The 24,996-nt window shown below is 59.7% G+C and carries 24 protein-coding genes; 10 read left to right on the forward strand and 14 right to left on the reverse strand.

Annotated features, from left to right (window positions below):
* Positions 1–26: 26 nt before the first annotated feature.
* Positions 27–2,117 (forward strand): prolyl oligopeptidase family serine peptidase, encoded by a 2,091-nt coding sequence (locus VL130_RS08665; RefSeq protein ID WP_325362444.1) that lies wholly within the window; start codon positions 27–29, stop codon positions 2,115–2,117.
* A 174-nt stretch (positions 2,118–2,291) separates the two neighbouring features.
* Here the strand turns inward: VL130_RS08665 and VL130_RS08670 are convergent, their stop codons facing one another.
* Genes VL130_RS08670 through VL130_RS08680 form a run of 3 tightly spaced genes read right to left on the reverse strand, consistent with a single transcriptional unit; the run spans position 2,292 to position 5,577 of the window.
* Positions 2,292–3,488, reverse strand: a complete 1,197-nt coding sequence (locus tag VL130_RS08670; RefSeq protein ID WP_325362445.1) for a hypothetical protein — start codon at positions 3,486–3,488, stop codon at positions 2,292–2,294.
* Positions 3,485–4,654, reverse strand: coding sequence for a hypothetical protein (locus VL130_RS08675; protein ID WP_325362446.1), 1,170 nt, complete (start codon positions 4,652–4,654; stop codon positions 3,485–3,487). The genes VL130_RS08670 and VL130_RS08675 overlap by 4 nt, the downstream gene beginning before the upstream one ends.
* Positions 4,651–5,577 (reverse strand): response regulator, encoded by a 927-nt coding sequence (locus VL130_RS08680; protein WP_325362447.1) that lies wholly within the window; start codon positions 5,575–5,577, stop codon positions 4,651–4,653. Before VL130_RS08680 ends, VL130_RS08675 begins: the two co-directional genes overlap by 4 nt.
* Positions 5,578–5,737: 160 nt before the next feature.
* Between VL130_RS08680 and VL130_RS08685 the strand changes: the two genes are divergently transcribed.
* The 4 genes from VL130_RS08685 (at position 5,738) to VL130_RS08700 (ending at position 7,756) form a co-directional block, all read left to right on the forward strand.
* Complete coding sequence (locus VL130_RS08685) at positions 5,738–6,133, forward strand: Tat pathway signal protein (protein WP_325362448.1); 396 nt, start codon at positions 5,738–5,740, stop codon at positions 6,131–6,133.
* A 111-nt stretch (positions 6,134–6,244) separates the two neighbouring features.
* Positions 6,245–6,592 (forward strand): phasin, encoded by a 348-nt coding sequence (locus VL130_RS08690; RefSeq protein ID WP_325362449.1) that lies wholly within the window; start codon positions 6,245–6,247, stop codon positions 6,590–6,592.
* A 4-nt stretch (positions 6,593–6,596) separates the two neighbouring features.
* Complete coding sequence (locus tag VL130_RS08695; RefSeq protein WP_325362450.1) at positions 6,597–7,382, forward strand: 3-hydroxybutyrate dehydrogenase; 786 nt, start codon at positions 6,597–6,599, stop codon at positions 7,380–7,382.
* Between the two features lie 155 nt (positions 7,383–7,537).
* Entirely contained in the window at positions 7,538–7,756 is a 219-nt protein-coding gene (locus tag VL130_RS08700) for a hypothetical protein (protein ID WP_325362451.1), read from the forward strand.
* A 77-nt stretch (positions 7,757–7,833) separates the two neighbouring features.
* Here the strand turns inward: VL130_RS08700 and VL130_RS08705 are convergent, their stop codons facing one another.
* The 6 genes from VL130_RS08705 to VL130_RS08730 all read right to left on the reverse strand — a co-directional run bounded on the left by VL130_RS08705 (position 7,834) and on the right by VL130_RS08730 (position 15,452).
* The gene (locus VL130_RS08705; RefSeq protein WP_325362452.1) at positions 7,834–9,714 is read right to left on the reverse strand and encodes an ABC transporter ATP-binding protein/permease; all 1,881 of its coding nucleotides are present in this window, start codon (positions 9,712–9,714) and stop codon (positions 7,834–7,836) included.
* Positions 9,715–9,811: 97 nt separating this feature from the next.
* On the reverse strand, positions 9,812–10,489 hold the full coding sequence (locus tag VL130_RS08710) for a DsbA family oxidoreductase (protein ID WP_325362453.1): 678 nt from the start codon (positions 10,487–10,489) through the stop codon (positions 9,812–9,814).
* 63 nt (positions 10,490–10,552) lie between these two features.
* Positions 10,553–11,119: a hypothetical protein gene (locus VL130_RS08715; protein ID WP_325362454.1), complete on the reverse strand. Its 567-nt coding sequence runs from the start codon at positions 11,117–11,119 to the stop codon at positions 10,553–10,555.
* Positions 11,120–11,170: 51 nt separating this feature from the next.
* Positions 11,171–13,060: a sodium:solute symporter family protein gene (locus VL130_RS08720; protein WP_325362455.1), complete on the reverse strand. Its 1,890-nt coding sequence runs from the start codon at positions 13,058–13,060 to the stop codon at positions 11,171–11,173.
* Between the two features lie 26 nt (positions 13,061–13,086).
* Positions 13,087–14,250, reverse strand: a complete 1,164-nt coding sequence (locus VL130_RS08725) for an AGE family epimerase/isomerase (RefSeq protein ID WP_325362456.1) — start codon at positions 14,248–14,250, stop codon at positions 13,087–13,089.
* A complete protein-coding gene (locus VL130_RS08730; RefSeq protein ID WP_325362457.1) occupies positions 14,247–15,452 on the reverse strand; it encodes a glycosidase in 1,206 nt (401 codons plus the stop codon). Before VL130_RS08730 ends, VL130_RS08725 begins: the two co-directional genes overlap by 4 nt.
* Positions 15,453–15,673: 221 nt before the next feature.
* Here VL130_RS08730 and VL130_RS08735 point away from each other — a divergent pair, with 221 nt between their 5' ends.
* From VL130_RS08735 to VL130_RS08745, 3 genes are all read left to right on the forward strand, one after another.
* Positions 15,674–16,090: a MerC domain-containing protein gene (locus VL130_RS08735; RefSeq protein WP_325362458.1), complete on the forward strand. Its 417-nt coding sequence runs from the start codon at positions 15,674–15,676 to the stop codon at positions 16,088–16,090.
* Positions 16,091–16,177: 87 nt separating this feature from the next.
* Positions 16,178–16,492, forward strand: a complete 315-nt coding sequence (locus VL130_RS08740) for a Dabb family protein (RefSeq protein ID WP_325362459.1) — start codon at positions 16,178–16,180, stop codon at positions 16,490–16,492.
* 55 nt (positions 16,493–16,547) lie between these two features.
* Entirely contained in the window at positions 16,548–18,530 is a 1,983-nt protein-coding gene (locus VL130_RS08745; RefSeq protein WP_325362460.1) for an ArnT family glycosyltransferase, read from the forward strand.
* Positions 18,531–18,565: 35 nt separating this feature from the next.
* Here VL130_RS08745 and pstB read toward each other — a convergent pair whose 3' ends face one another.
* From pstB to VL130_RS08770, 5 genes are all read right to left on the reverse strand, one after another.
* Complete coding sequence (gene pstB, locus VL130_RS08750; RefSeq protein WP_325362461.1) at positions 18,566–19,375, reverse strand: phosphate ABC transporter ATP-binding protein PstB; 810 nt, start codon at positions 19,373–19,375, stop codon at positions 18,566–18,568.
* Positions 19,376–19,404: 29 nt separating this feature from the next.
* Positions 19,405–20,259: a phosphate ABC transporter permease PstA gene (gene pstA, locus VL130_RS08755; RefSeq protein ID WP_325362462.1), complete on the reverse strand. Its 855-nt coding sequence runs from the start codon at positions 20,257–20,259 to the stop codon at positions 19,405–19,407.
* Positions 20,260–20,271: 12 nt separating this feature from the next.
* Positions 20,272–21,252 (reverse strand): phosphate ABC transporter permease subunit PstC, encoded by a 981-nt coding sequence (gene pstC / locus VL130_RS08760; RefSeq protein WP_325362463.1) that lies wholly within the window; start codon positions 21,250–21,252, stop codon positions 20,272–20,274.
* Positions 21,253–21,430: 178 nt separating this feature from the next.
* Positions 21,431–22,486, reverse strand: a complete 1,056-nt coding sequence (gene pstS, locus VL130_RS08765; RefSeq protein WP_325362464.1) for a phosphate ABC transporter substrate-binding protein PstS — start codon at positions 22,484–22,486, stop codon at positions 21,431–21,433.
* A gap of 153 nt (positions 22,487–22,639) precedes the next feature.
* Complete coding sequence (locus VL130_RS08770; protein ID WP_325362465.1) at positions 22,640–23,665, reverse strand: porin; 1,026 nt, start codon at positions 23,663–23,665, stop codon at positions 22,640–22,642.
* Between the two features lie 250 nt (positions 23,666–23,915).
* On the opposite strand from VL130_RS08770, the gene msrB reads away from it, so the two are divergent.
* On the forward strand, positions 23,916–24,383 hold the full coding sequence (gene msrB, locus VL130_RS08775; protein ID WP_325362466.1) for a peptide-methionine (R)-S-oxide reductase MsrB: 468 nt from the start codon (positions 23,916–23,918) through the stop codon (positions 24,381–24,383).
* Between the two features lie 9 nt (positions 24,384–24,392).
* Positions 24,393–24,995 carry a peptide-methionine (S)-S-oxide reductase MsrA gene (msrA, locus tag VL130_RS08780; RefSeq protein ID WP_325362467.1) on the forward strand — a complete coding sequence of 201 codons (603 nt, stop codon included), beginning with the start codon at positions 24,393–24,395 and terminating at the stop codon, positions 24,993–24,995.
* Position 24,996: the final 1 nt, after the last annotated feature.

Raw genomic sequence — 24,996 nt, forward strand, 5'->3', positions numbered from 1 at the left:
GCCAACCCTCATTCTCATGGGCACAAATGACTACCGTCGCCAAAGCCGTCGCCGACAATCCCCATACCGCCGCAAAAGATGCCCCCGATCCGCGCGCCTTCCTCGATGAAATCGACGGCGCCGAGGCCATAAAATGGGTGCTGGCGCACAACCAGACCACCATCGACAAGCTCTCGAAAGACCCGCGCTTCGCCCAGAACCAAGCCGAGGCCCTGACCATATTGCAGGCCACCGACCGTATCGCCGTGCCGGGTTTCGCGCACAAGGGCATGGTGCAGAACTTCTGGCAGGACGCCGAACATACTCACGGCATCTGGCGCCAGACGACCTGGGGCTCATACAAGACCGCCACGCCGCAATGGGACACCATCCTCGATATCGACGCGCTCTCCAAGGCCGAGGGCAAGAACTGGGTGTGGGAAGGCGCCAACTGCCTGGCGCCTGACTATACGCGCTGCCTGATTGAATTGTCGGACGGCGGCAAGGACGCCACCACCGTCCGCGAGTTCGACATCACCACCAAGAGCTTCATCCCCGGTGGATTCACACTGCCCGAAGGCAAGCAGAGCATTACCTGGCGTGACGCCGATACGGTCTATATCACCCGCGAATGGCAACCGGGCGACGTCACCGCGTCGTCCTACGCCTACATCACCAAATCGCTGAAACGCGGCCAGAGCCTTGATCAGGCGGTGGAAATCTATCGCGGCGCTAAAAGCGATGTCAGCGCCGGCCGCACCGTGCTGCGCGATGTCAGCGGCGCATATGTCATGGACTACGCCTATCGCGGCCTCGATTTCTTTCATACGCAGCAACTGTTCTATGCCGGCGACAAAGCCGTCGAACTGCCCCTGCCGCAATCGTCGAACTTCAATGGCTATATGGATGGCCAGGCGATCTACAGCCTCAAGGAAGACTGGACCTCGGCGAAGGGCACCGTTTTCAAGTCCGGCGCGGTGCTGGTATTTAATCTGGCGAAGGCGCTGGCTGATCCGGCAAAACTCGAACCCACGCTGCTCTTTCAGCCCGATGCGCACCAGTCGGTCGAGGCCATCAGCCAGACGAAGAACCGCCTGATCCTGTCGCTGCTGTCGAACGTCACCGGCGAGATCTGGAGCTATGACTATAGCGGTGGCAAATGGTCGGCGAAAAAACTCGACCTGCCGGCCAATTCGGCGCTCGATATCGCCTCGACCGACGATGAAAGCGATCGCGTCCTGCTCACGGTTTCATCCTTCCTGATCCCGGCCACCCTGGTCAATGTCGATGCGGCGACAGGCCAGCTCGAAACGCTCAAATCCTCGCCGGCGCGTTTCAATGCCGAGGGCTTGCAGGTGCAGCAATATTGGGCGACCTCAAAGGACGGCACGAAGGTGCCCTACTTCTTCATCGCCAGAAAAGACATCAGGCTCGATGGCACGACGCCGACCATCCTCAATGCCTACGGCGGCTTCGAGGTTTCCTCGACCCCTTATTATTCCGGCACGATCGGCAAGCTGTGGCTGGAAAAGGGCGGCGCCTTCGTGCTGGCCAATATCCGTGGCGGCGGCGAATTCGGTCCGTCCTGGCATGAAGCCGGCCTGAAAACCAAGCGCCAGAATATCTATAACGATTTTCAGGCGGTGGCCGAAGACCTGATCGCGAAAAAGATCACCACGCCGCGCCATCTCGGCATCATGGGCGGCTCCAATGGCGGGCTTCTGATGGGCGTCCAGCTCACCCAGCGTCCGGACCTGTGGAACGCCGTCGATGTGCAGGTCCCGCTGCTCGATATGGTCAACTACACGAAAATGTCGGCCGGCGCTTCGTGGCAAGGCGAATATGGCGATCCCGCCGATCCGGTCGAAGGCGCTTTCCTGCGCGGCATCTCGCCCTATCATAACGTAAAGGCCGGTGTCGCCTATCCGGAGCCTTTGTTCGAAACCTCGACCAAGGACGATCGCGTCGGCCCGGTTCATGCCCGCAAGATGGCGGCTTTGTTTGAAGAGATGGGCCTGCCGTTCTATTATTATGAGAATACCGAAGGCGGCCATGCGGCGGCGTCAAACCTGCCGGAACGCGCCCGCAGATACGCTATCGACTATACCTACTTCATGCAGAAACTGATGGATAAGTAGGAAACAGAACCTCCCCTGATATCAGGGGAGGGTGGCGCAAAGCGCCGGGTGGGGTTACAACCGACGTATCAGTTTGCCGTGACGCTGGTAATAACCCCCTTTGTCGCAAGGGCGACATCTCCCCCTGAAACGAAGTTCGGCGCAACCAAATCAGGGGGAGTTCTTTAATCAGCCTTAAGCCCGCTGGCGCATCGGGTCTTTCTTCATGCTGTTGAACAGGCTGGCCTCGAAATCGATCAGCATGTCGGCGAATTCGATATCCTGCAACGGCTTGGCGCCTTTGCGGTTGAGCCGCGCCATACGATACTTCCAGAACGACGCGATATGGTTCAGCGTGCCGATCTTGTTGCCCAGTTCGATAAACAGTTCCGAGCCGAACAGCAGGAATTGCCGGAACGGCTCCGGATCGCGCCGCACCGCCAGCGCGTGATAGACCTGATCGTAATGATCGAGCGTATCGCGGGCGTCGCTGATGACCTCGACCACGGCCTTGGCGATACGCGGGCGGGCTTTTTTCAGATAACTGCGCAGGGTTTCATCATAGCTGCCGGACGTGCGATAGCTGCCGAGGCCGCCCAGCACGTCGCGCAGGCCGTTTTGCAGTTCGACATGGCACCATTTGTAATAGAGAAATCCGCGCCAGCAGGTGATGCCTTCCTGAAATTCCTCATCGTTCATCCGCAGGGTTTTTTGCAGCGGTTCCAGCGTCTGGCTCAGCTTGTCCGATAAAATCTTGGCGCCGAGCCGGGTGGCCTCGCGGCTGGTCTTGTCCTGCCCCAGGGCCACATTGACCAGATTCTCGATTTCACGCGCCGTGAAGGCCGTCATGGCCTTCAGGTCATGCGCCGAAATCTGAAAATAGACGCCGGACGGGTTGCAGCCGGCCTTGTCGAGGTGTTCGCGCAGCAGGAAAGGATCAAGAGACGGCAGATCGTCGATCGTGCGCAACAGTTGGGCGTCACGGTTCTTGCCCATATCCTCGATACCGAGATAATTGCGCATCAGCGGTTCGTATTGGGTCTGGCGCACGAAGAACGACCGGCCGCCCAGACGCAGATCATACGGATCATAGGGCATGATCACCTTGGTGACCGTACGACGCCCGCCGGGAAAGAGGTCGCGCTCATCCAGCCGCAAAGTGTGCTTGAGAATCAGAGCGCGATTGAGCGCCGAGTGCTCGAACAGGGGCTTGGCGATATAGTCCTCATTATCGCGGTAGGTCGTATAGATCTTGGCGAGGTTCAGCACCCGGCAGGACGACCAGGTTCGGTTCAGGTTGGCGAGATTGCGCACTTCACGCGTCGAGGTGAATTCGCTGTCCGAGACGGCGCGATTCAGGCCGTCGGTAAAGGCCAGACTGGTGCCGATCATCTGCCACTCTCCTCGTCATCGAGCGAAACGACCGACAGCGAATCTTCGAAATCCATCAGGATGTCGCCATATTCGAATGGCGTCAGGCGCTGGGTCATCATTTGCTGCCCCATGCGATAGGTCCAGAAAGAGGCGATATGACTCAGGATTCCGATGCTTTCGCCCAGTTCAAAAAACAGGCTCGGCCCGTCGAGCAGGAAGCGGCGGAACGGACCGGGATTTTCGCCATGAACCAGGGCATGATAGGCTTGGTCATAGACATTGAGCGTGCGGCCGACACTGGCGACGGCGTTGACGATCCGGCGCACCAGGCGCGGGCGCACCTCTTTCAGATAATCGCGTGTGCCATCATCGCAAGCGCCGATCGGCTGGTAGGTCGACAGGCCGTCCAGCACGCGGCGCATCTCGTCCTGCAATTCGATATGGCGCCATTTGAAATAGAGGAAACCGCGCCACGAGAAGATGCCATCGGAAAATTCATCGTCCGACATGCGCAGGGTCGATTTCAGCGGCCACAGTTCCGTGTCGAGTTCGTTGGCGAGTATCTTGCCGGCCAGCTTGATGGCCGATCCGCCGCCAAGCGAACCGGAAAAGGCCGTGCGCACCAGCCGCTCGATCTCTTCATTGGCGAAGCCGATCATGCGCTGGATATCATGCGATGAAATCTTGAGATAGCAGGCGCCCGGCCGGAAACCTTGGCGCGCCAGGTGTTCGCGCACCAGGAATGGATCGAGTGACGGCAACTGATCGAGCAGGCGCAGGATCTGCACATCGGTATTGGCGTTGATGTCGTCACCGAAATAGCCGCGGCAGAAGGCGTCGAAGCCGGCCTGGTTGATCAGGATCGAGCGCCCGCCCAGCTTGAGGTCCGTCGCATCGAACGGCAGGATGATCTTGGTGGCCGTGCGGCGATGGCGGCCGAACAGGTCGCGTTCGTTGGCGCGCAGGGTATGCTTGACCAGGATGCACTTGTTCATCTGCGAGTCGCGGAAGAACGGTTTTAACTGGTAGTCCTTTTCGCGCGCCGAATTGACATGAATAGCCGACAGGTTCAGCACGCGGCTCGTCGAGGCCGTTTCACCGAGATTGGCGAGGCTGCGCAGATCGCGGTTCGACAGGGTGTTGCTGATGGGTGCGCGATTGTCCAGGGCGGCGAAGGCGTTCATTGCGCGACCTTTTTGGGGACGGCCTTGCGCGTGGTTTTACGTTTGGTGACGAGCACTTTCAGGTGCCGGACAATATCCTGGGCGTCGTCCGGATGGGCATAAGGCACCTCATTGAGCCGGATGAGCGCATCGAGGTGCACGTCAACCACCTCCGGATCGGCGTGATCGCCAAACAACCGCATATAGTCGTTGAGGGATTGCGCCGCCAGTTCAACCAGCCGCAGGCGGAATGTATGCGCCTCGGCATGGCTCTGCATCAGATCCAGAACCGTCTGATTAACCGCTTCGACATCGGTTTTTTTGGCGGTTTTATGAGCGGTTTTTTGGCCCGCATGACTTATCAGGCCGCGCAGGGTATTCAGCCCTGTGTCGATCGGATTCGGCTTGCCATTGCTTTCAGGCCGCCGCAGCAGTCCCGGAAACAGTTGCGCCTTGCGGCGGCGGCGCTCCGAAACGACAGCCTCCGCCACCGGTTGACGCTTTTGGGTCAGGGCGGACGAAATGGCCCGCAGCAGGGATGTGGTCGAGAATGGTTTGACGACGAATTCGTTGATGCCCGCGTCACGCGCCCGCGTCACATCATCAGCGCGCTGGCGCGCCGTCAGCATGACGATCGGCAAGGCGGGATCGGGAATGCGTCCATCCGGTTTAAGCGCCGCCCCACGGATCAGGGTCACCAGTTCCAGCCCCGACATGCCCGGCAGGTTCCAGTCCAGCAACATGAGGTCGGGCGCCTGGTTTTGCAGGTGTTCCAGGGCCTCTTCGGCGTTTCGGGCGAAGCTCAGACTGGTGAAGCCGGCGGCGCGCAGCAACTCCACCACCAGGCGGCGCGAGGCGTCATTATCCTCAACGATCAGCAGACTGACCGCCGTGCAGTTGACCTTTCGCAACAGGCGCTGGGTCTGTGAATGAAGCATGTTCATAGGGTTGAAATTCGTCCGTTGCCCGTCACCATCCCGCAGAATACCGCAAATCCCTTAATTCCGTGTTGACTTATATCTTTGAATTTATGGGAATTTATGGTTACCTTTTATTTACTCCAAATAAACCAGGCCTTAACGCCGGGGGGCTATACTGACAGGCATGATCCGCAGACAGTTCCTCGCCCTTACCGTCGTTGCCAGCCTTATCGCACCGGCCGCCACCGCTTCCGAACCCAAGAAAAAGGGCGGTGGCGAAGGCTATACGCAGTTCAACACGATCAATGTATTTACCGAAGCCAGCCGGCGCCGCCACGGTACGCTCAGCGTCGATATGGGCCTCTACAGCGATGACGCGAAGCTGGTCGAGCAGATCAGGCTATATCAGCCGCGTTTGCAGGATGCCTATGTCGCGCGGTTACAGGCCTATGCCGGCAGCCTCAATTCGAGCGCCCTGGTCAATGCGGACTTCATCGTCATGCAACTCCAGACCGCCACGGATGCGATCCTTGGCCGCAAGGGTGCAAAGGTTCTGCTCGGCACGGTTTTATTGAACTGACCGGGATCGCCGGATGATCTTTTTTTTGCATTTGCGCACCCTTGCGAAACCGGCCATAGTTTTGCGGTATTCCCTTGAGAATATACCATACTGATTGAGGAGACCGCGGACATGAGCACGCCCTCACCCTTTGAAAACGGCCTGCGCCTGATGGCCGATCAGCAGCAGCGCGCCGCGCGCAGCCTGATCAACCTGATCGAGATGATCAGCACCACCTCACACCGTTATGCCGAAGATACCGCCGCCTTCACCCAGGAAGCGATCACCCTGATGAACGAGGCCTCCAGAAAGCGCGATCCGGCATCGGTCGCCGAACTGCAAAAGAAATGGGCCGCCACCTGCCTGAAATACGGCCAGGACCAGACCAAGGCGACCATGACCTTCGTCGAACAATGCGGCAAGCAGGCGCTCAATGTCGCCTCCCATGCCCAGGACTCCTCCCCCAAATCCAAGGAATAAACTCATGTCATTATCTGGCAAAACCGCGCTCATCACAGGCTCCACGAGCGGTATCGGATTAGCCATAGCGACAGGGCTGGCGGCGCAGGGGGCGAACATCATGCTCAACGGTTTCGGCGACGCTGGCGAGATCGAGAAAGTCCGCGCCGGACTGGCCGCCGATCACGGCGTCGAGGTGCGCTTTAACGGCGCCGACCTGACCAAGGCGGACCAGATTGCCACCCTGATCAAGGAGATCGACGTCACGCTCGGCGGGGTCGATATCCTCGTCAACAATGCCGGCATCCAGTTCGTGTCGCCGATCGAGGACTTCCCGCCGGAAAAGTGGGACGCCATTATCGGCCTCAACCTGACCGCCAGCTTCCACACCACGCGCCTGACCTTTCCCGGCATGAAGGCGAAGAAATGGGGCCGCATCGTCAATATCGCCTCGGCTCATGCCCTGGTCGCCTCGCCGTTCAAGTCGGCCTATGTCGCCGCCAAGCACGGCCTGCTCGGCTTCACCAAAACCATCGCCCTGGAAGGCGCGGCCTTCGGTATTACGGCCAACGCCATCTGCCCCGGCTATGTCCATACGCCGCTGGTCGACAAACAGATCCCCGACACCATGAAGGCGCGCAACATGACGCGTGAACAGGTGATCAAGGAGGTCATCCTGGCCGCCCAGCCGACCGGCGAGTTCGTTTCGGTCGAGGACATCACCGCGCTGGCCGTCTTCCTGTGCTCGGACGCCGGCAAGGCGATCAACGGCGCCCCCCTCAGCATCGATGGCGGCTGGGTGGCGCAGTAGAAGGGGCACAGCCCCTGCCTCCGATAATATGATGGCGTTTTCGAACTCCGGCCAATCCTTACAACTTTTTTATGAATAACAGGCTCCACCCACAGCGCTTCCATATTCTCCCTCCGCCATAGTCCATCACGTCTTGGTGAGAAGGAATCACAATCATGCGCAATACGTTTAAATTCATCGCTATCGCTGCCGTGGCCGCTGCTTCGCTGTCGGTCGCCGCCTGCTCGAAGCCGGCAGATACATCGACCACGACTGAAACCTCGACCGAGGTGACGTCGCCGGCCGTTGACGCCATGGCCCCGATGTCGGAAGCCCCGGCTTCGGACGCCGCCGTTTCGACGACGACCACGACGACGACGTCTTCGTCCTCGTAAGCCGAACGAACCTACACAAAAAAGCCCCTCGCACCCGTCATGGCGCGAGGGGCTTTTTTTGCGCCTTGATGTTCGCCTTATTCGACCTCGGCAGCGACCTTGGCAAGCGTTTCGCGGGCGGCGTCGGCGGCGCGCTGGCGTTCCCACATTGAATGATAGAGGCCGTTCAGCTTCATCAGGTCGGCGTGTTTGCCTCGCTCGGCGATAACACCATCTTTCAGCACCAGAATCTCATCGGCGCCGACCACGGTGGATAACCTGTGGGCGATCACCAGAGTCGTGCGATTTTTCGAGACATCATCGAGCGACGCCTGGATTTCGCGCTCGGTATGGGTATCGAGCGCAGAAGTGGCCTCATCGAGGATCAGGATCGGCGGCGCTTTCAGCAGGGTGCGGGCGATGGCGACACGCTGCTTTTCACCACCGGAGAGCTTGAGGCCGCGCTCACCGACCTCGGTGTCGTAGCCCTTCGGCAGGGTGGCGATAAAGCCGGCGATCTGCGCCGATTCAGCCGCTTCCTCGACCTGCTCGCGTGACGCGCCGAACTGACCGTAGCCGATATTGTAGGCGATGGTGTCGTTGAACAGCACCGTATCCTGCGGCACCATACCGATCGCCTTGCGCACGCTTGCCTGGGTGACCGTGCGCACGTCCTGACCATCAATCTCGATGGCGCCGCTGGTGACATCATAGAAGCGATACAGCAGCCGTGACAGGGTGGACTTGCCGGCGCCCGAAGGCCCGACCACGGCCACCGTCTTGCCGGCCGGCACCTCGAAGGTGACACCTTTCAGGATCTGGCGGTCCGGATCGTAGGAGAAGTGCACGTCCTTGAAGGCGATGGCGCCGTCGCTCACCACCAGTTCGGTGGCATCCGGCGCGTCGATCACTTCGGCCGGCTCGTCGAGCAGCTTGAACATCGCTTCCATGTCGATAAGGCCGGTCGAGATTTCACGGTACAATGTGCCGATGAAGTTGAGCGGAATCGAAAGCTGGATCATGAAGGCGTTGATCATGACGAAATGGCCGACTGTCTGGCGGCCGGTCGTCACTTCCCAGGCCGACATCAGCATCACGATGGCCATGCCGATGGTGAAGATCACCGCCTGGCCGAGGTTGAGCCAAGCCAGCGAGGTATAGGTCTTGATCGCCGCTTTTTCGTATTGCGCCGTCGCCACATTGTAGCGGTCGGCTTCCTGCTGCTCATTATTGAAATATTTGACGGTCTCGAAATTGAGCAGCGAATCGATCGCCTTCGACATCGAATCCGTATCGGCCTCGTTCATATCGCGGCGGATGGCGATGCGCCAGTTCGAGGCCACGATGGAGAACCAGACATAGACGACGACCGTGACGGCGACCACGACGACGTACCAGATATTGAACTGGCAGATAAGGATGATCGAGGTCAGGATGAACTCGATCAGGGTCGGGATGCCGACCATCATGGTCAGGCGGATAATGGTTTCGATGCCCGACTTGCCGCGTTCCATGACCCGCGACAGGCCGCCGGTGCGGCGCTGAAGATGGAAGCGCAAGGACAGATGATGCAGGTGGGCGAAGGTGCGGTTGGCCAGGCCGCGCACGGCGTGCTGGCCGACGGCGGCGAATTGGGCGTCGCGCACCTGGTTGAAAACGTTCGAGAAAAGCCGCGCCACATTATAGGCGATCACCATGATGATTGGGGCCGCGATCATCAGCGTCCAGAAGCCCGGCGGGCCGGCATGAACCGACATGGCGCCTGGCGTTAACGCATTGACCGCCCACTTGTAGGTGAACGGGATAATGACCGTCACCCCTTTGCCGAGAAGCATACACAGAAGCGCGAAAACGACCTGAAGTTTCAGATCGGCCCGGTCGGCAGGCCAGAGGTAGGGCTTGAGGAAGGCCAGGGTTTCGGAAAACTTGCCCTGGGACTTCGGCATCGGCGTATTTTGCAAATTGGGAGGCGGACTCATCAGGCGGTCGCTTTCGACTGGCTCAGAACGGGCATGGAGGTTACCGGCCTATATAGGCCGCGCCTTCCGCTTCGCCAATCGATCAAGACTATTTATTTTATGCGGGATCGCAGCCATCGATGCCGCAGGCGTCGCCTGCGATGACCGGATTTTTTGCGGCTTCCGCGGCGGCGGCCTGAAAGGTCTGGACGAAAGCCGCGACCGGTTGCGCGCCGGAAACGGCATATTTGCCATCGACCACCACGAACGGTACCCCGCACACGCCGATAGATTGCGCCTGACGCTGGTCGAGCGCGATCTGCATATCGATCTCTGACGAGGTAAAGGCGGCGTCGATATCGGTCGCGGTCAGGCCGATTTCGGCGCCGATCTCGTGCAGCACGGCGCGGTCGAAGATATTGCGGCCATCGGTGAAATAGGTGCGATAGAGATGCTCGATGGCCTCGGCCTGTTTGCCCTTGCCAGCCGCCAGCGCAATCAGGCGATGGGCGTCTGTGGTATCGCCGGCCAGGGTGCCCAACAGATGAAATTCCAGACCGGCCTCCGCCGCGCGGGCTTCAAGGCTGGCCTGATTGGCCGTCACCTGCTGCGTCGTCAGGCCATATTTGCGGCTCAACATCTGATCGGTCGGGATCACCGGCTCGCCCGGTGACAGACGAAAGGCGCGGTGCACGATGTCCGCCTCACCGCCGATCTGCGCCAGCGCCTGTTCGAGATTCGCCTTGCCGATATAGCAGAACGGACAGATGACATCGGACCAGATTTCGATTTTCACGGCAGGTGCTCCTCAATTTTTGCGCCTACTGTATGTAGTCAGGTTACAGTTTGATGCAAGGGGCTAACCTGCGGCTTTAACCCGACAGCCGTAGGCCTCCGCATATGGCTTATCAAAGCAGGCGATCAGGCCGTCCACGATCTCCAGATTTAACGGCCACAAGATCGTCTCACCATTTGCTTTGAGTTCCGCTACCGCCTCATCCCACCCGTCGGGCTTGGGTTCTGCAATCAATTGCGCCCGCGCGGCCAGCAAAGCTGCCTTGTCATGCCGAAGAAAAGCGACGGTGGCAGCGGCATAGTCACGCATTGCCGGATCTGGATTATCGACCGACAGCAGCGGGATGGCGCCTTCATAATCGCCGAAGGCAGCCCGCATCTGACCTTCGTGCCAACTCAGGCCTCGCATATTATCGGCGGACAAGTCGGGGTGTGCGCCGCGATAATCCCGGATCAGATCGGCGGCCGCCAACTTACAATCGTCTATGGCCGCGAGCGAACGCCAACCTTCATGATCGAACGCCTTGTAATCCAGAGCCAGCAACTGCGCATGATTATAGGAACAATCGGCAGCCTGCACAGCGGGCGGCATAACCAGAAACCCCAAAACTGCAAGAACAGCTTTCAACATGATAACCCCCTCCCCGCGCAGCTAACCGAAAGGTTGTGACGGGATTATGGCTCAGAGCGGCTCATCCCGCATCCGGTCCCACCAGGTGAACTTCATCACCACCGAACACACCACCACCAATCCCAGCGACAACCAGAACCGGTCCATTTCACGGATGATCAGGAAAATCGCCGAAGCCGTGATCGCCGTCTGCCACAGCACGCCGATAATCGAATTGAACATATCGCGGGCAAAGTCCCTGTTCGGTTGCGCGTTCGGTTCATCTTCACGCAAGGCCTGCAAAACCGGTCCCCAGAAACCCCACGGCCGGGTCTTTTTGTAGAAGGCTTTCAGCACGGTCATGTCGGTCGGTTTGGTCAGGTACGACCCGGCGACCGCCACCGCCGTGCAGGCCGCGAACAGCCACGGAAAAGCCGCCAGGGCGTCGATGGCATGACCGTTCGGGTCCTTGTAAACCACCATCCACATCGCCACCGCCACGCCGAGGGTCATGGAGGCCGCATAGCCCGCGCCATTCAGCCGCCACCAATACCATTTGATGACATTGGCGACCGTGTAGCCGCCGTAAAGCCCGGTGGTGATCCAGCCAACGATATCGTTGATCGAGGTCAGTTGCCAGCCAATGAAAGCGCCCAGCACCGCGAAGGTCAGCGACGTGGCGTAGGACAAATGAACCAGTGTCTTTTCCGGCGCATCGGGCCGGATGTACTTCTTGTAGATGTCATTGACCACATAGGCCGGCGCGGCATTGAGCGAGGCCGAATAGGTCGCCATGAAGGCCGACAGCATCCCCGCCAGCGCCAGCCCCATCAGCCCGGCCGGCATATAGTTGCGGATCACCCACGGCAGGACGGAATCGATATCGCCGGCATAGGCCTGGCCGGAGGCGACGGCGGCGGCTTCGAGATGTGTCCATTGTGGTCCGATGAAACACAAGGCCAGCACCGCCATGCCGGCGATCATCAGATAACGCGGAAATAGCAGAGCGATATTGACGAAGCCGGAAATCTTGGCCGCCTCGGTGGGCGATTTCGCCGACAGCAGGCGCTGCATATCGTAGTTCGGCGCCGGTCCGGCCATCGCCTTGAACAGGCCCTGGAAGGTCATCAGAATGAAGAAGATGCCAAACGCCGAATGGCCTTCATTGGTGATGACGGAGATCGCCGTCGTCGCCACCACCTTGTTTTCCGGTTTGGCGGTCTGCGCCACACCGGTCCAGTCGAGATTGAGGTGCCAGCCGAAAAAGATATCGTGCCAGCCGGCCGGCACCACGGCCGCGATCATCTCCGGCGTCACCAGGGTCATGGCGACCCAGGCGATGGCGAAACAGACCACAAGCTTGATGAAGAACTGCAATATCTCGGTCATCACCACCGAATACATGCCGCCCTTGACCGAATAGATGGTGGTCAGCGCCACGACGATCAGGCCGTAGATCTTGTCGTTGACCATAGGATCGGCCACGAACTGATAGGGGATAAATTCAGCCGCCAGCTTGCCGATGCCGAGGAAGCCAAAGGCCAGCATCCCCACCACATTGATCAGCGCGAATATCACATTGATCAGGTGCGAGGCCCGCGCGCCGGCATCCTCGCCGAAGCGAAAACTGATCCATTCGGCGCCGGTCAGCTTACCCGATCGGCGCAGCCATATGGCGAGGAAGGCCATCAGGAAAATCTGGTTGAACACTGGCCACAGCCACGGAATGAACACCGATTTCAGGCCGTAGACGACCAGCAGCCCGACCATCCACATGGTACCGGCCACATCGAACATGCCCGACGCATTGGAAAGCCCCAGCACCCACCACGGCAGCTTGTTTCCGGCCAGGAAATAGCTTTGCAGGCTGCCTGAAGACAGTTTCGCCACCCAGAATCCAAGGCCTATAGTCAGCAATATATAGCCCGCGACAATCGCCAGATCGATGGGTTGTAAATTCATGTTTCCTGCCCCTGTTCGGGTTATTGTTATCTGAGCCGGCGATCGAGTTCGATCATGGCGCGTCCATTATGATACGGGCATTTCCATTGGCCCGCCTTGTAGATTTTCTCACGTGGCGCCAAGGCGGCGTACCATGTCCATTCGGTCGCGCCGCCGGCACCATATTGCGCCTTGGTATAGTTCCAGACGCGTTCGGCCGTTCCCAACCAACCAGCCTCACCGGTCATCTGCCAGGCATTGACGAAACCGACCAGCGCCTCGGCCTGCTCCCACCATTCGCCATCCGGATCGAGATGACCGCCGTGTCCTTTTTCATAGGCCAGCGCTCCATCCGCCCTCAAGCCTTCGCACCGCGTTGTTTCCGCCAAGGCCAGCACCACCGGCCGGGCGCGTGCGAGCAGGGTTTCATCGCCCAGCGCCTCCGCCGCTTCCCAGATCAGCCAACTCGCCTCGATATCGTGGCCATAGGAGACCGAGCGCGTCAGGTCATTCCAGTCCATGCCGAAAAACAGGCGCAGATGGCCCTCCGGTGCAACAAAGCGATCGAGAAACAGAGTAAAAATGCGGTGCAGGGCCGCGCGCGTGTCCTCCGCCGGCGCCACTCCATGCAGCCGGCTATAGGCTTCCAGCACATGCAGGTGCGTGTTCATCGTCTTGGGCGCATTGAGATCCTTGTCGGACAGGCGCTGATCTGGCAAGGCTCGCCAATCGGCACTCAGCGCCTCGATATAGCCGCCAGCGCCGGCGTCCCAGTATTTTGCTTCGATCAGATTCTGCAAATCCCGGGCGAAGGTCAGCGCCCCCGCATCCCCGGTCGCCTGGTGATATTCGGCGAAGGCATAGACGGCAAATCCTTGCGCATAAGCCTGCTTGCGCGTGTCTTCGGGCAGGCCCGCCGCCGTCAGCCGCCAATACAGGCCACCCTGCTCGGCGTCATGGAAATGCGTGCGGATATAGTCGGCCGCGCGCCGTGCCAGAGTCAGCGCCCGCGCATCACCCGACCAACCGGACATGGCGCTGAAAAACCACAGCAGCCGCGTATTGAGGATGATGCTTTTTGACGCCTCCAAAACCGGCCGGTCCCCGGCATCGACCTCACCATAAAAGCCGCCGCGCCCATCGACCAGATGGCCCTCCCACCAGTCAAGCAGGCGCAGACCTTCCGCATGGGCTTCGTCTCGCAGGCTCATTGGCTTACCGGATTTTTGGCCAGAAAAGCCGCATTGCGGTCGATAAGGTCGATGCGCTGCTGCACGCAGGCCGCCGAAGCCAGCGGGTCAGCAGGGGTGTTTTTGCAATAATCGATCAGTTGCGCCACCGTCGAGGTCGCCACATGCAGGCGGGTATCCGACGAGGCGTAGTAGATGAGCACCCGGCCATCGTCATCGGCGATCCAGCCGTTGGAGAAGACGACATTCGACACGTCACCAATACGTTCCTGACCCTGCGGCGCGATAAAATGCCCGCCCGGCGCATGGATGATACACCACGGCTGATCAAGCGCGGTCATGAACATGTACAGCACATAGCGCAGGCCCGCGGCCGTATTGCGCACGCCATGCGCCAGATGCAGCCAGCCTTCGAATGTCTTTATAGGTGCAGGCCCCTGGCCGTTTTTCACTTCCTTGATGGTGTGATAGGCCTTGTTATCGACGATGACTTCCTGCTGAATCACCGCCTTGGTCATGTCATCGCACAGACCCCAGCCGATACCACCGCCGGCGCCGACCGAGATAAACCCATCCTGCGGACGGGTGTAGAGCGCGTATTGGCCGTCGACAAATTCCGGGTGCAACACCACATTGCGCTGCTGGCCGGAGTGGGTGATCAGGTCCGGCAGGCGTTCCCAGGTGATCAGGTCCTTTGTGCGGGCGATGCCGCATTGGGCCGTCGCTGCTGACAGATCATCCGGCAGGGCGCGATCCTTGCGCTCGGTGCAGAAGAGACCGTAAATCCAGCCATCTTCGTGCTGAGTCAGGCGCATATCATAGACATTGGTGTCTGGGTCTTCTGTTTGCGGCAGCACCACCGGCTTCGGCCAGAAGCGGAAACCATCGACACCATTGGCGCTTTCGGCAATAGCGAAGAATGACTTGCGGTCGTTTCCCTCGACACGCACCACGACAATAGACTTACCCTGCCATTTCATCGCCCCGGCATTGAAGGTGGCGTTGATGCCCAGCCGTTCCATCATGAAGGGATTGGTCTGCGGATTAAAATCATAGCGCCACTCCAGCGGTACATGGGCGGCGGTGATCACCGGATGCTGCCAGCGCTGATAGATGCCGTTGCCGGGGGCTGTCATGCTGTGATGCGGCGCATTGGGCGCGGAGACCAGGGCCTCGAATTCCGCACGCAGGTCCGCCAGTCGCTGTTCCGCAGTCAAACTCATATGCGTCTCCCCATATCCGTGTGGTCCGGCTTCGTTCGATTAAGTAAAATTGATTTATTAAATGAGCAAGGTTTTTTTCACAGCAGGCTGGACAGATCAATTTGTAATGTTATAAAGTAACATCAAACGCGATGAAATAATTCTCCATCAAATTCTTCGCCGCCCTTGTAATAAGTTATGCTATAACATATGTGCCCGCAGGGGCATACGGAAAGGCCACTATGCTGCACGTAAAGAAAACATGGCTTGATATCGCCTCACTGGGCCTGTCCGCTCTGTGCGTGGTGCACTGCCTGGCCCTACCCTTCCTGGTCGTCCTCCTGCCGGCCCTGACGCCCTTTACCGGAAGCTGGGTCCATGCCGCGCTGGTGCTCACCGCCGCGCCGATCAGCCTGTGGGCTATCCGCGCCTCGCATGTCTGGCGTAAGTGGCAGATCTCCGTGCCGATCGTCGCCGGCCTGATTCTGTTGGCGCTGGCGGCCTTTATTCCGGCTCTGGCGGCTATCGAAGTGACCTTGAGCGTTATCGGCGCGCTGCTGATTGCCACCGGACACGCCTATAACTATCTGCGCAATCATCGTCCGGTCCATATCCATGATCGCGCCTGCGGCCATGCCGAAGGTCTGGCCGGGGAATAGGTCTTCTGCGGCAAAATCGACGCTTGACGGATAATCCTCACGGTTTAAGGGAAGCGGGTCGTTAGATTTGTTACGAAAAGCCCGCTCATGATCCGTCACATCGTTATGTTTTCCAGCCCGAATGAAGCGGACCGCGAAGCCATCTATCGCGGCCTGTCGGTCCTGACCCAGATCGAGCACGCGGCGCTACTTGAAGTCTCCTACAACGAAAAGATCGACCAGATCGCCAATGACATCGACATCATCGTCTATGGCGAATTCGCCACGATCGAGGACTTCCGCGCCTACAAGGCCCATCCGCTGTACGCCGAATCGATCCGCCAGGTTCGTCATCTGCGCGATGTCCGCGTCGCCGCCGATTACACCGTCTCCAACGCCACGCGCCAACTCATCAAGGCTTAAGGCCTTTACCAGGCTCCCCATCGCCCGCTATAACGGTTAAAGCTGGGGAGATATCATGGCTGAATTCTACGATCTGCATGGCGAACGCCCGCCGCTTAAGCCGCAAAAACCTTTTCTGGGCGACGACAAAAGCCTGATCCGCGCCACCTTTATTTTGGGCGCCATACTGGTCTTGTGGAAGCTCTATATCGCCCTGATCAGCCATGTCATCTGGGAAGAGGGCCATTTCGTCGTCTCCGGCGCCTATCTCGATCTCGGCTATCCCGATATCCCGGCCGGCTTTCCCTGGCTGGCCCGACTGGTGACGGCGATCTTCGGTTGGCATGTGCTGCCGCTGCGCATCGTGGCGTTGATCATCGCCACGATGATGCCGTTCGCCGTCTATTTCATGGCGACGCCGCTGGTCAGTCACCGCAATGCCCTGTGGGCGGCGATGATCGCCTTGCTGCTGCCGCCTCTGACGCTCAACGGCACGGTCTTTTATCCCGAAGGCGCGCTCCAGGTGCTGATGGCCCTGATGCTCGGCTGCCTGATCCGGGCGGTCCAGCAGGACAAACTCAAATGGTGGGTGCTGACCGGCATCTGCGCCGCGCTCGGCTTGCTGGTGCATTTCCGCTTCCTCGCGCCTGGCCTCGCCGTCGTTGTCTTCATGCTGGCCACGACGCAGGGCCGCAAATTGTGGACCAAACCCGGCGTCTGGATCACCGCCGGCATCGCCCTGCTCGGCCTGATGCCGTCGCTGATCTATAACGCCCTTAACGAATGGCCGGCCATCCAGTTCCATGTGCTGAACCGGCCGCAGTTCAAGCCCGATCCCGGCCGTGTCCTCAGCTATCTCGAAACCCAGTTCGCGCTGGCCACGCCGGTCTTTTTCATCGCCATGCTGGTGGCGGCGAAAAACGGCCTGTTCCGCGACCGCAACAAGCCGGAAAGCCTGCTGGCCTGGCAGTTTGTCGTTATCCTCGTTTTCTATGGCGTGCAGACCATCTTCAACAAGAAGATCATGCCGCACTGGCCCTTCATGGCCTTCATCCCGCTGTTGCCGTTTGTGCCCGACCTGCTGGAAAATTTCATGAGTCGCGCCACAAGCGTCGGCAAGCGGAACCTGCGCATGGCCCTTATCGCTACGGCGCCGCTGATGGCGCTGGCGATCGGCGTCGCCGGCACGGCCTATCAGTGGGCCTTTGTCCATTCGGCGGAACTGCCCTATGCCCTGCGTGAGCGCAACATCCTGAAAAATGAGAACTGGTCCCTGCTGGAGCCGGCCATCGCCGCTGCCGACGCCCGCGCCAGGGCGCGTTTCGGGCCGGATGTGGTATGGGCGGCCAACAGCCATATGAGCGCCGTGCACATGGAATTTCCCGGCAGCGGCGACAGTCACCGCCGCTTCTATACGCTCGATGATCCGAATGACGAACTGACGCGCTTCGTGGTGGCGCGGCACAAGTGGGGGCTGGATATGTCGAGCCTGATAGAGAAACAGGCCGGCAAGGGCGTGATGCTGGCCATGCTGGAGCCGTCATATATCTATCACGAGGCCGACAAGACGGCGATGTATACCAAGCTCTGCCAGAACTTCGAGCAGATCGAACCGTTCCGTATTGTCAGTTTGCCGCCCTACAAGATGGCGGTCGATTTCTATACGGCGAAGGTACGCGTGCATCCGTTGACCGATATTTCCGGCGCGCCCTGCCCGTTTTTCCCACAAGCCTATATCGCCCATCCTGAGCGCGGCGCCTTCCTCGGCAGTGGCGATACCGGCAATTATCATGGCGCCGCCGCCGATCCGAAAGGGATTACGGCGGTCGACATCCTGATAGACGGCAAGGTGGTGACACGGGCCAATTACGGTCTGAACCCAAAGGAATTCCGCGTGCCGAACCTGCTGAAATACGATCCGAACTGGCCGAAGCTGCAATATGATTTCAAGTTCCCGGCGGGATCACTGAAGTCCGGCGAGCACAAGCTCAGCATCCGCGCCACACGGACCGACGGCACGACGTTCGACAGCGATGCGCGGACGCTGTACGTGCATTGACAAATGGGGTTTGGGGCCTGTGGCCCCAAACCCCATTAGCCAAAACGGCCACCGATATATTCCGAAGTCTTATCGACCTTTGGCTTGACGAACAGCTCATCGGTCGGGCCGAACTCGATCATCTTGCCGAGGAACATGAAGCCGGTATAGTCCGACAGACGCGCCGCCTGTTGCAGGTTGTGCGTCACGATGACGATGGTGTAGTCGCTCTTCAGTTCTTCCAGCGTGTCTTCCAGCTTGGCCGTCGAGATCGGGTCCAGCGCCGAAGCCGGCTCATCGAGCAGCAGGATTTCCGGATTGACCGCGATGCCGCGCGCCACGCACAGGCGCTGCTGCTGGCCACCGGAAAGGCCGAGACCCGACTTGTGCAGCTTGTCCTTCACTTCGTCCCACAGCGCCGCACGGCGGATCGAGCGTTCGACGATCTCGTCCAGTTCGGCCTTCGACTTGTTGGAATGCAGACGAACGCCAAAGGCGACATTGTCATAGATCGACATCGGGAACGGCGTCGGCTTCTGGAACACCATGCCGATGCGGGCGCGCAGGGCCGCCACATCCACCTTGGGACCGATCAGGTTTTCACCCTCAAAGTTGATTTCGCCCTCGGCGCGCTGGCCGGGATAAAGATCATAGATGCGGTTGATGGTGCGCAGCAGGGTCGACTTGCCACAACCCGACGGGCCGATCAGCGCGGTAATGGCGTGTTTCTTGACCGGCAGATCGACGTCGAACAGCGCCTGGTTCTGGCCATAGAAGAAACTCAGCTTCTTGCATTCGAGCACAAGGCTGCCTTCCGGCGGCGGAACGATAACGCTCTTGAAGTCAGGTAAAGTCGTGTCGGTCATGAACTCATTCTCAAGTCAGGATGAAAGGATTAGTGGCCGGCGTTCTTGTCGCGGCCCAGCCAGCGGCCGAGGATATTGACGCCGAGCACGGCCAGCGCCACCAGCAGGGCGGCAGCCCAGGCCAGCTTGTTCAGATCTTCGTAAGGCGTCAGCGCGAAGTTGTACATGACGTGCGGCAGGCTTTCCATCGCCTGCCCCATGTCGGCGTTGAAAAACTGGTTGCCCAGCGCGGTAAACAGAAGTGGGGCGGTTTCGCCGGAAATCCGGGCGAAACCGAGCAGGCCACCGGTCAGAAGGCCGGCGCCCGCCGCCTTCCAGATGATGGTGCGGATGGTGGTGAACTGCGAGGCGCCGAGCGCCATGCCGGCTTCGCGCAGGGCGTTGGGTTGCAGATTGAGGATATCCTCGGTCGTCCGCGTCACAATCGGTGTGGCGAGAATGGCCAGCGCCACGGCGCCGGCCCAGCCGGAGAAGTGACCGAGCGCGAACGGGCTGCCGGTGACCAGAATCTGCGCCACAAAGACGCCGATCAGGATGGAGGGCGCCGACAGCAGCACGTCGTTGAGGAAGCGGACGGCATGGCCGTAGGGCGTGTCACCGCCGATTTCGGCCAGCCAGGTGCCGGCCAGGATGCCGACCACAATGGCGATGATCATGGCAACGCCGCACATCAAAACAGAGCCGACGATAGCGTTGCGCAGGCCGCCTTCGGAACCCGCGGCGGGGGTATCCATAGTGAACAGGTGCAGGTTCAGCCCGCCAAAGCCCTGAGTGAACAGCGACCACAAGATCAGGGCAAGCGACAGCAGGGCGATACCGGTGCCGAGCAGGCACAGGCCGATGAAAACGTAGTTAGCGAGTTTGCGGCGAAGGGCGCGGTCCATTTTTACGTCTCCCTAGTAGCGTTGCGAGGACAGCAGCCAGCGCGCGATCGCCAGAACCGTGAAAGTGATCAGGAAGAGGACGAGGCCAAGCGCGATCAGCGCCGAGCGGTGGATATCGGCGGCTTCGGCGAACTCGTTGGCGATGGTCGAGGCCAGGGTCGACGACGAGTCGAACAGCGACTTGGGGAACTTGTGCGAATTGCCGATGATGAAGGTGACCGCCATCGTCTCACCCAGCGCGCGGCCAAGGCCCAGCATGACCACCCCGATCATGCCCTTTTGTACGTAGGGGATGATGACGGCGGTGACGACCTCGAATGGCGTGGCTCCGACGCCAAAGGCGGCTTCGCGCACCTGAGCCGGGATCGAGCGGAACAGTTCGCGGAAGACAGCCGCCATGTAAGGCAGGATCATGATGGCCAGGATGATCGAGGCGGTGAAGAGATTGGCGCCGTTGGGCACGCCGGCCACCAGCTTGGCGAGGAAGGAATCGGGAGACTGCGAGGCGGCGATCAGCAGCGGCGTCTGGATGGTCTTGGCGAACCACGGCGCGAAAACGAACAAGCCCCACATGCCATAGACGATGGAGGGGATGCCGGCCAGCAACTCGACGGCGGTCGACAGCGGCTGGGCGATGCGCTGCGGGCAAAATTGGGTAAGGAAGACCGCGATGCCGATGGCGATAGGCAGGGCGAAAACCAGCGCGATGAAGGAGGTGATGATGGTACCGAGGATCGGCGCCGTGGCGCTGTAGTTGTCGGTGACCGGGTTCCACGGTGTGTCGATGCAGATCGGCCCCTGGCCGACCGGGCATTCCTTGAATTTCAGGAAGAAGTCGAAACCGAACTTCGACAGGGCGGGCCAGCCGCCGACCAGCAGCAGGCCGATCAGCGAGGCCAGAACCACCAGAAGCAGGGTAGCCGCGGCGAAGGACACCCAGCGGAAGATGGGGTCGGTCAGATCAACGCGAGGCGCTTTGGTTTTAACAGACATTCTTCAAGGTTCTCTTAAAATCCGGACTGTATCGGCTCCAGCGAGCCGGTTGGCAATAACGGGTATCAGTAGTCATTCGGGACATCAGATACAAGACTGGGGCGAGGCCGAAAAAAGACCTCGCCCCTCTAGTTCTTCCAGGCCTATACGAACCTGTCAGGGCGTATCACATCACCGATTAGGGGTTCGGCGAGGTATAGACCGGGGCGCCGTTCGACTTGATATTGGCAGTCCACTGCTTGCGCACCATCGACTTCACCGAAGCCGGCAGCGGCACATAGTACAGCTCGTTGGCGTTGAAGTCGCCGCCCTTGTAGGCGTAATCGAAGAACTTCAACACTTCGGCGGCCTTGGCGGCGTTAGCCTGTTCCTTGTACATCAGGATGAAGGTCGCGCCGGTGATGGGCCAGGCATTGGCGCCCGGCTGGTTCAGGATCAGCACGTAGTTGCCGGGGGCGTGCGCCCAGTCGGCGCCGGCGGTCGCTGCCTTGAAGTTGGCGGCAGTCGGCATCGGCCAGGTGGCGTCTTTCGAGGCGACCAGGGCGTAGCTGATGCCGGTCTTCATGACGTAGGCATATTCGACGTAACCGATCGAGCCGGCAGTCTGACGAACCAGGGCGGCAACGCCGTCATTACCCTTGCCGCCGAGGCCGGTCGGCCATTCAACGGCGTCATTGGCGCCGACGTTCTGCTTCCACTCGGCCGAGGCGATCGACAGGTAGGAGGTGAACAGGAAGCTGGTGCCCGAACCATCCGAACGGTGAACGACGGTGATCGGCAGGGCCGGCAGATTGAGGCCGGCGTTCCACTTGGCGATGGCCGGATCGTTCCACATGGTGATCTTGCCGAGGAAGATATCGGCCAGAACCACGCCCGGCAGCTTCAGCTTGCCGCTGGCGATGCCAGGAACGTTGATGGCCGGCACCACGCCGCCAACGACGGTCGGGAACTGATAGAGGCCGTACTTGTCGAGTTCATCCGGAGTCAGCGGCTTATCGGACGCGCCGAAATCGACCGTCTTGGCCTGGATTTGCTTGATGCCGCCGCCGGAACCGATGGCCTGATAGTTAAGCTGGTTGCCGGTGCTACGCTTGTAGCCTTCGGCCCACTTGGCGTACAGCGGCGCGGGGAAGGTGGCGCCGGCGCCGGAAATCGTGTCGGCGGCCATCGCGGCCGAACCGAACGAGGCGGTCATCACGGCAGCGGCCATAACAACTTTCAGAAACTTGAACATTCATATCTCCTTGGAAAGGGATGTGTGCAGACTGTCTTGCGTGATGCTCTAACTGCTTTTTACGACAGTTTTGTAACAGCCGGCGGAATTTAAAAAGACAAGGCGTTATAGAAACAGGCTGTTGGGTCACAACAGCCTGTCTTTATTTGGTTTTTAATAACGAACCTCGGTCCAGATGCCGATTTCGTTGTTGGTGGTCTTGTGGCCGATCGAGGTCACTTCGTCATGCTTGATGACAGCGGCGAACGACACGCCCTTGAAGGCGGCGAAGGAAACGCCAGCGTTGTAGTACTGGTCCTTCTTGGAAGGCGAGAGGGTCTTGGAAGGCTTCACTTCTTCAGCGCGACCAAAGACGGTGTAAACCGGAGTCAGGCGGTAGGAACCAAAGACCGAATAACCATCAGCCTTGTCTTCCTTGAGCGGATCCTTGACCAGGGCGGCGGAGTAGTCGTTGGCGGCGAAATATTCGACGCCAATGCGGCCACGCTCGCCGACATAGGCGGCCAGGGCATCAACGCGGGTAGCGGTGTTCGGCGTGGCGACACCGGCGACTTCCTGGCCGAGCTTGCCGGTGTAACCACCGATACCGAAGTTCCACTGGTCGAACTTGGCGCTCAGGCGGCCTTCAAAGTCCATGCCCTTCGAACGGGTCGGGTTCTTGTAGCCGGCGCCATTGACGGCGGCCACGGCGTAGGAGAAGTTGCCGCCGAACTTACCCGAAGCGTGCAGGCCCCAGTCAGCCGAGGTAGCGACCTTCACCCGGTCGGCCACAGTGTTTTCAACATAACGATAACCGTAGATGTCTTCGGCGTAAGGCACCCAGGGCATATCCGTAGCACCGACGCGCACAACGAAGGCGTCGTTGAACTTGGCTTGCAGGTAGGCCTTCTTGAGGTAGATTTCGGTCGAGCTGATTTCCGACTTGTACTGGAAATCGGTCGTCACATTGGCCGAGAACATGTCGTTGAAGCTATGATCAATGCCGATATAAAGGCGCTTGATGTCGAAGCCCGTGCCCGACGGCGCCGCTTCAACGCCATCGACGGTGTTGTCGATATTGGAGAAGTCGGCATACATCCGGCCCGAGATCTTCGTATCCTGCGCCGAGGCGCCGGAAACGATGGCGACCATCGCAAAAGCGGCGGCGGCCACGCCGATAACGAGAGACGATTTTTTCATGGTGAAATTACCTTGTGCGTGTGCTTGTAATTTTTTGAACCCCGAACAGCCAGGGCCACGCACGGCGCAATAGGCGCGCTCTGTGACAGTCGCGTGTAGCTTGCTTGACACTTATGTGACGACCGTCTTTACACGGCCTTTACAAGTCAGAGCGCTGCGGACTGCGTTATAAACATCACAGTTCTTAACCTGTAACCCAATCCGGATTTCGAGCGTATAAGTCTCGGTAAGTCATTTACGGAGTGTCATTATGTTACGCCGTCATTTTCTCTCCCTGGCTGGAATTGGTGCTTTAGCCGCCGCCTGTTCGCGCAGCGAAGCCGAAACGATCGCGTCCCTGAAGCTCAGCGACGCCGAATGGAAAAAGCGCCTGTCGCCCGCCGCCTATAACGTGCTGCGCCGCGCGGCGACCGAGCGCCCCGGCTCCAGCCCTTTGCTTAATGAGCATCGCAAGGGAATCTTCGCCTGTATCGGCTGCGACCTGGCCCTGTTCAATTCCGACGCCAAGTTCGAATCGGGCACCGGCTGGCCCAGCTTCTTCCGCGCCATTCCCGGCCACCTGCAAACCAGAACTGATTTCGCCATCGGCATTCCGCGCACCGAATATCACTGCGCCCGTTGTGGCGGTCACCACGGCCACCTGTTCGATGATGGCCCCGCCCCCACCGGAAAGCGCTATTGCAACAATGGCGTCGCCTTGAAATTTATTCCCGCTTAGGAGGCCCAGATGCTGAGACGACTGTTTGTGACAAGTATTCTGGCCCTGAGTTTTGCCGGCAATGCCCTCGCCGCCGCGCCGCAGGTGGCCGTCTTCGCCGGCGGCTGCTTCTGGAGTACGCAAAAGGCTTTCGACCATGTGAAGGGCGTGAGCAATACCCGCGCCGGCTTTATGGGCGGTTCGGTGAAAAACCCCAGCTATGAGGATGTAATCGGCGGCGGCACCGGCCATGTCGAAGCGGTGGAAGTCACATACGATCCCGACAAGGTGACGTATAACCAGTTGCTCGATGTCTTCTGGCATTCGACCGACCCGACGACCAGGGCGCGCGTCATCTGCGACGGCGGCGATAATTACCGCACGGCCATCTTCACCTTCTCGGACGCGCAATATGCCGCGGCGGTCAATTCAAAGATCGCGGTCGGCAAGCAACTGAACAAGCCGATCTATACGCTGGTGGTCAAATCGACCCAGACCGGCCTGCCCTTCTATCCGGCGGAAGATTATCACCAGCACTACTGGCAGACCCACGCCGCGCACTACAACGCCTATTATAACGGCTGCGGCCGTGGCCCGGCATTGAAGAAGCTGTGGGGCGATCAGGCGGGGTAAT

It is taken from the genome of Asticcacaulis sp. (assembly GCF_035497195.1).
In the GTDB taxonomy this organism is placed as follows: Bacteria; Pseudomonadota; Alphaproteobacteria; order Caulobacterales; family Caulobacteraceae; genus Asticcacaulis.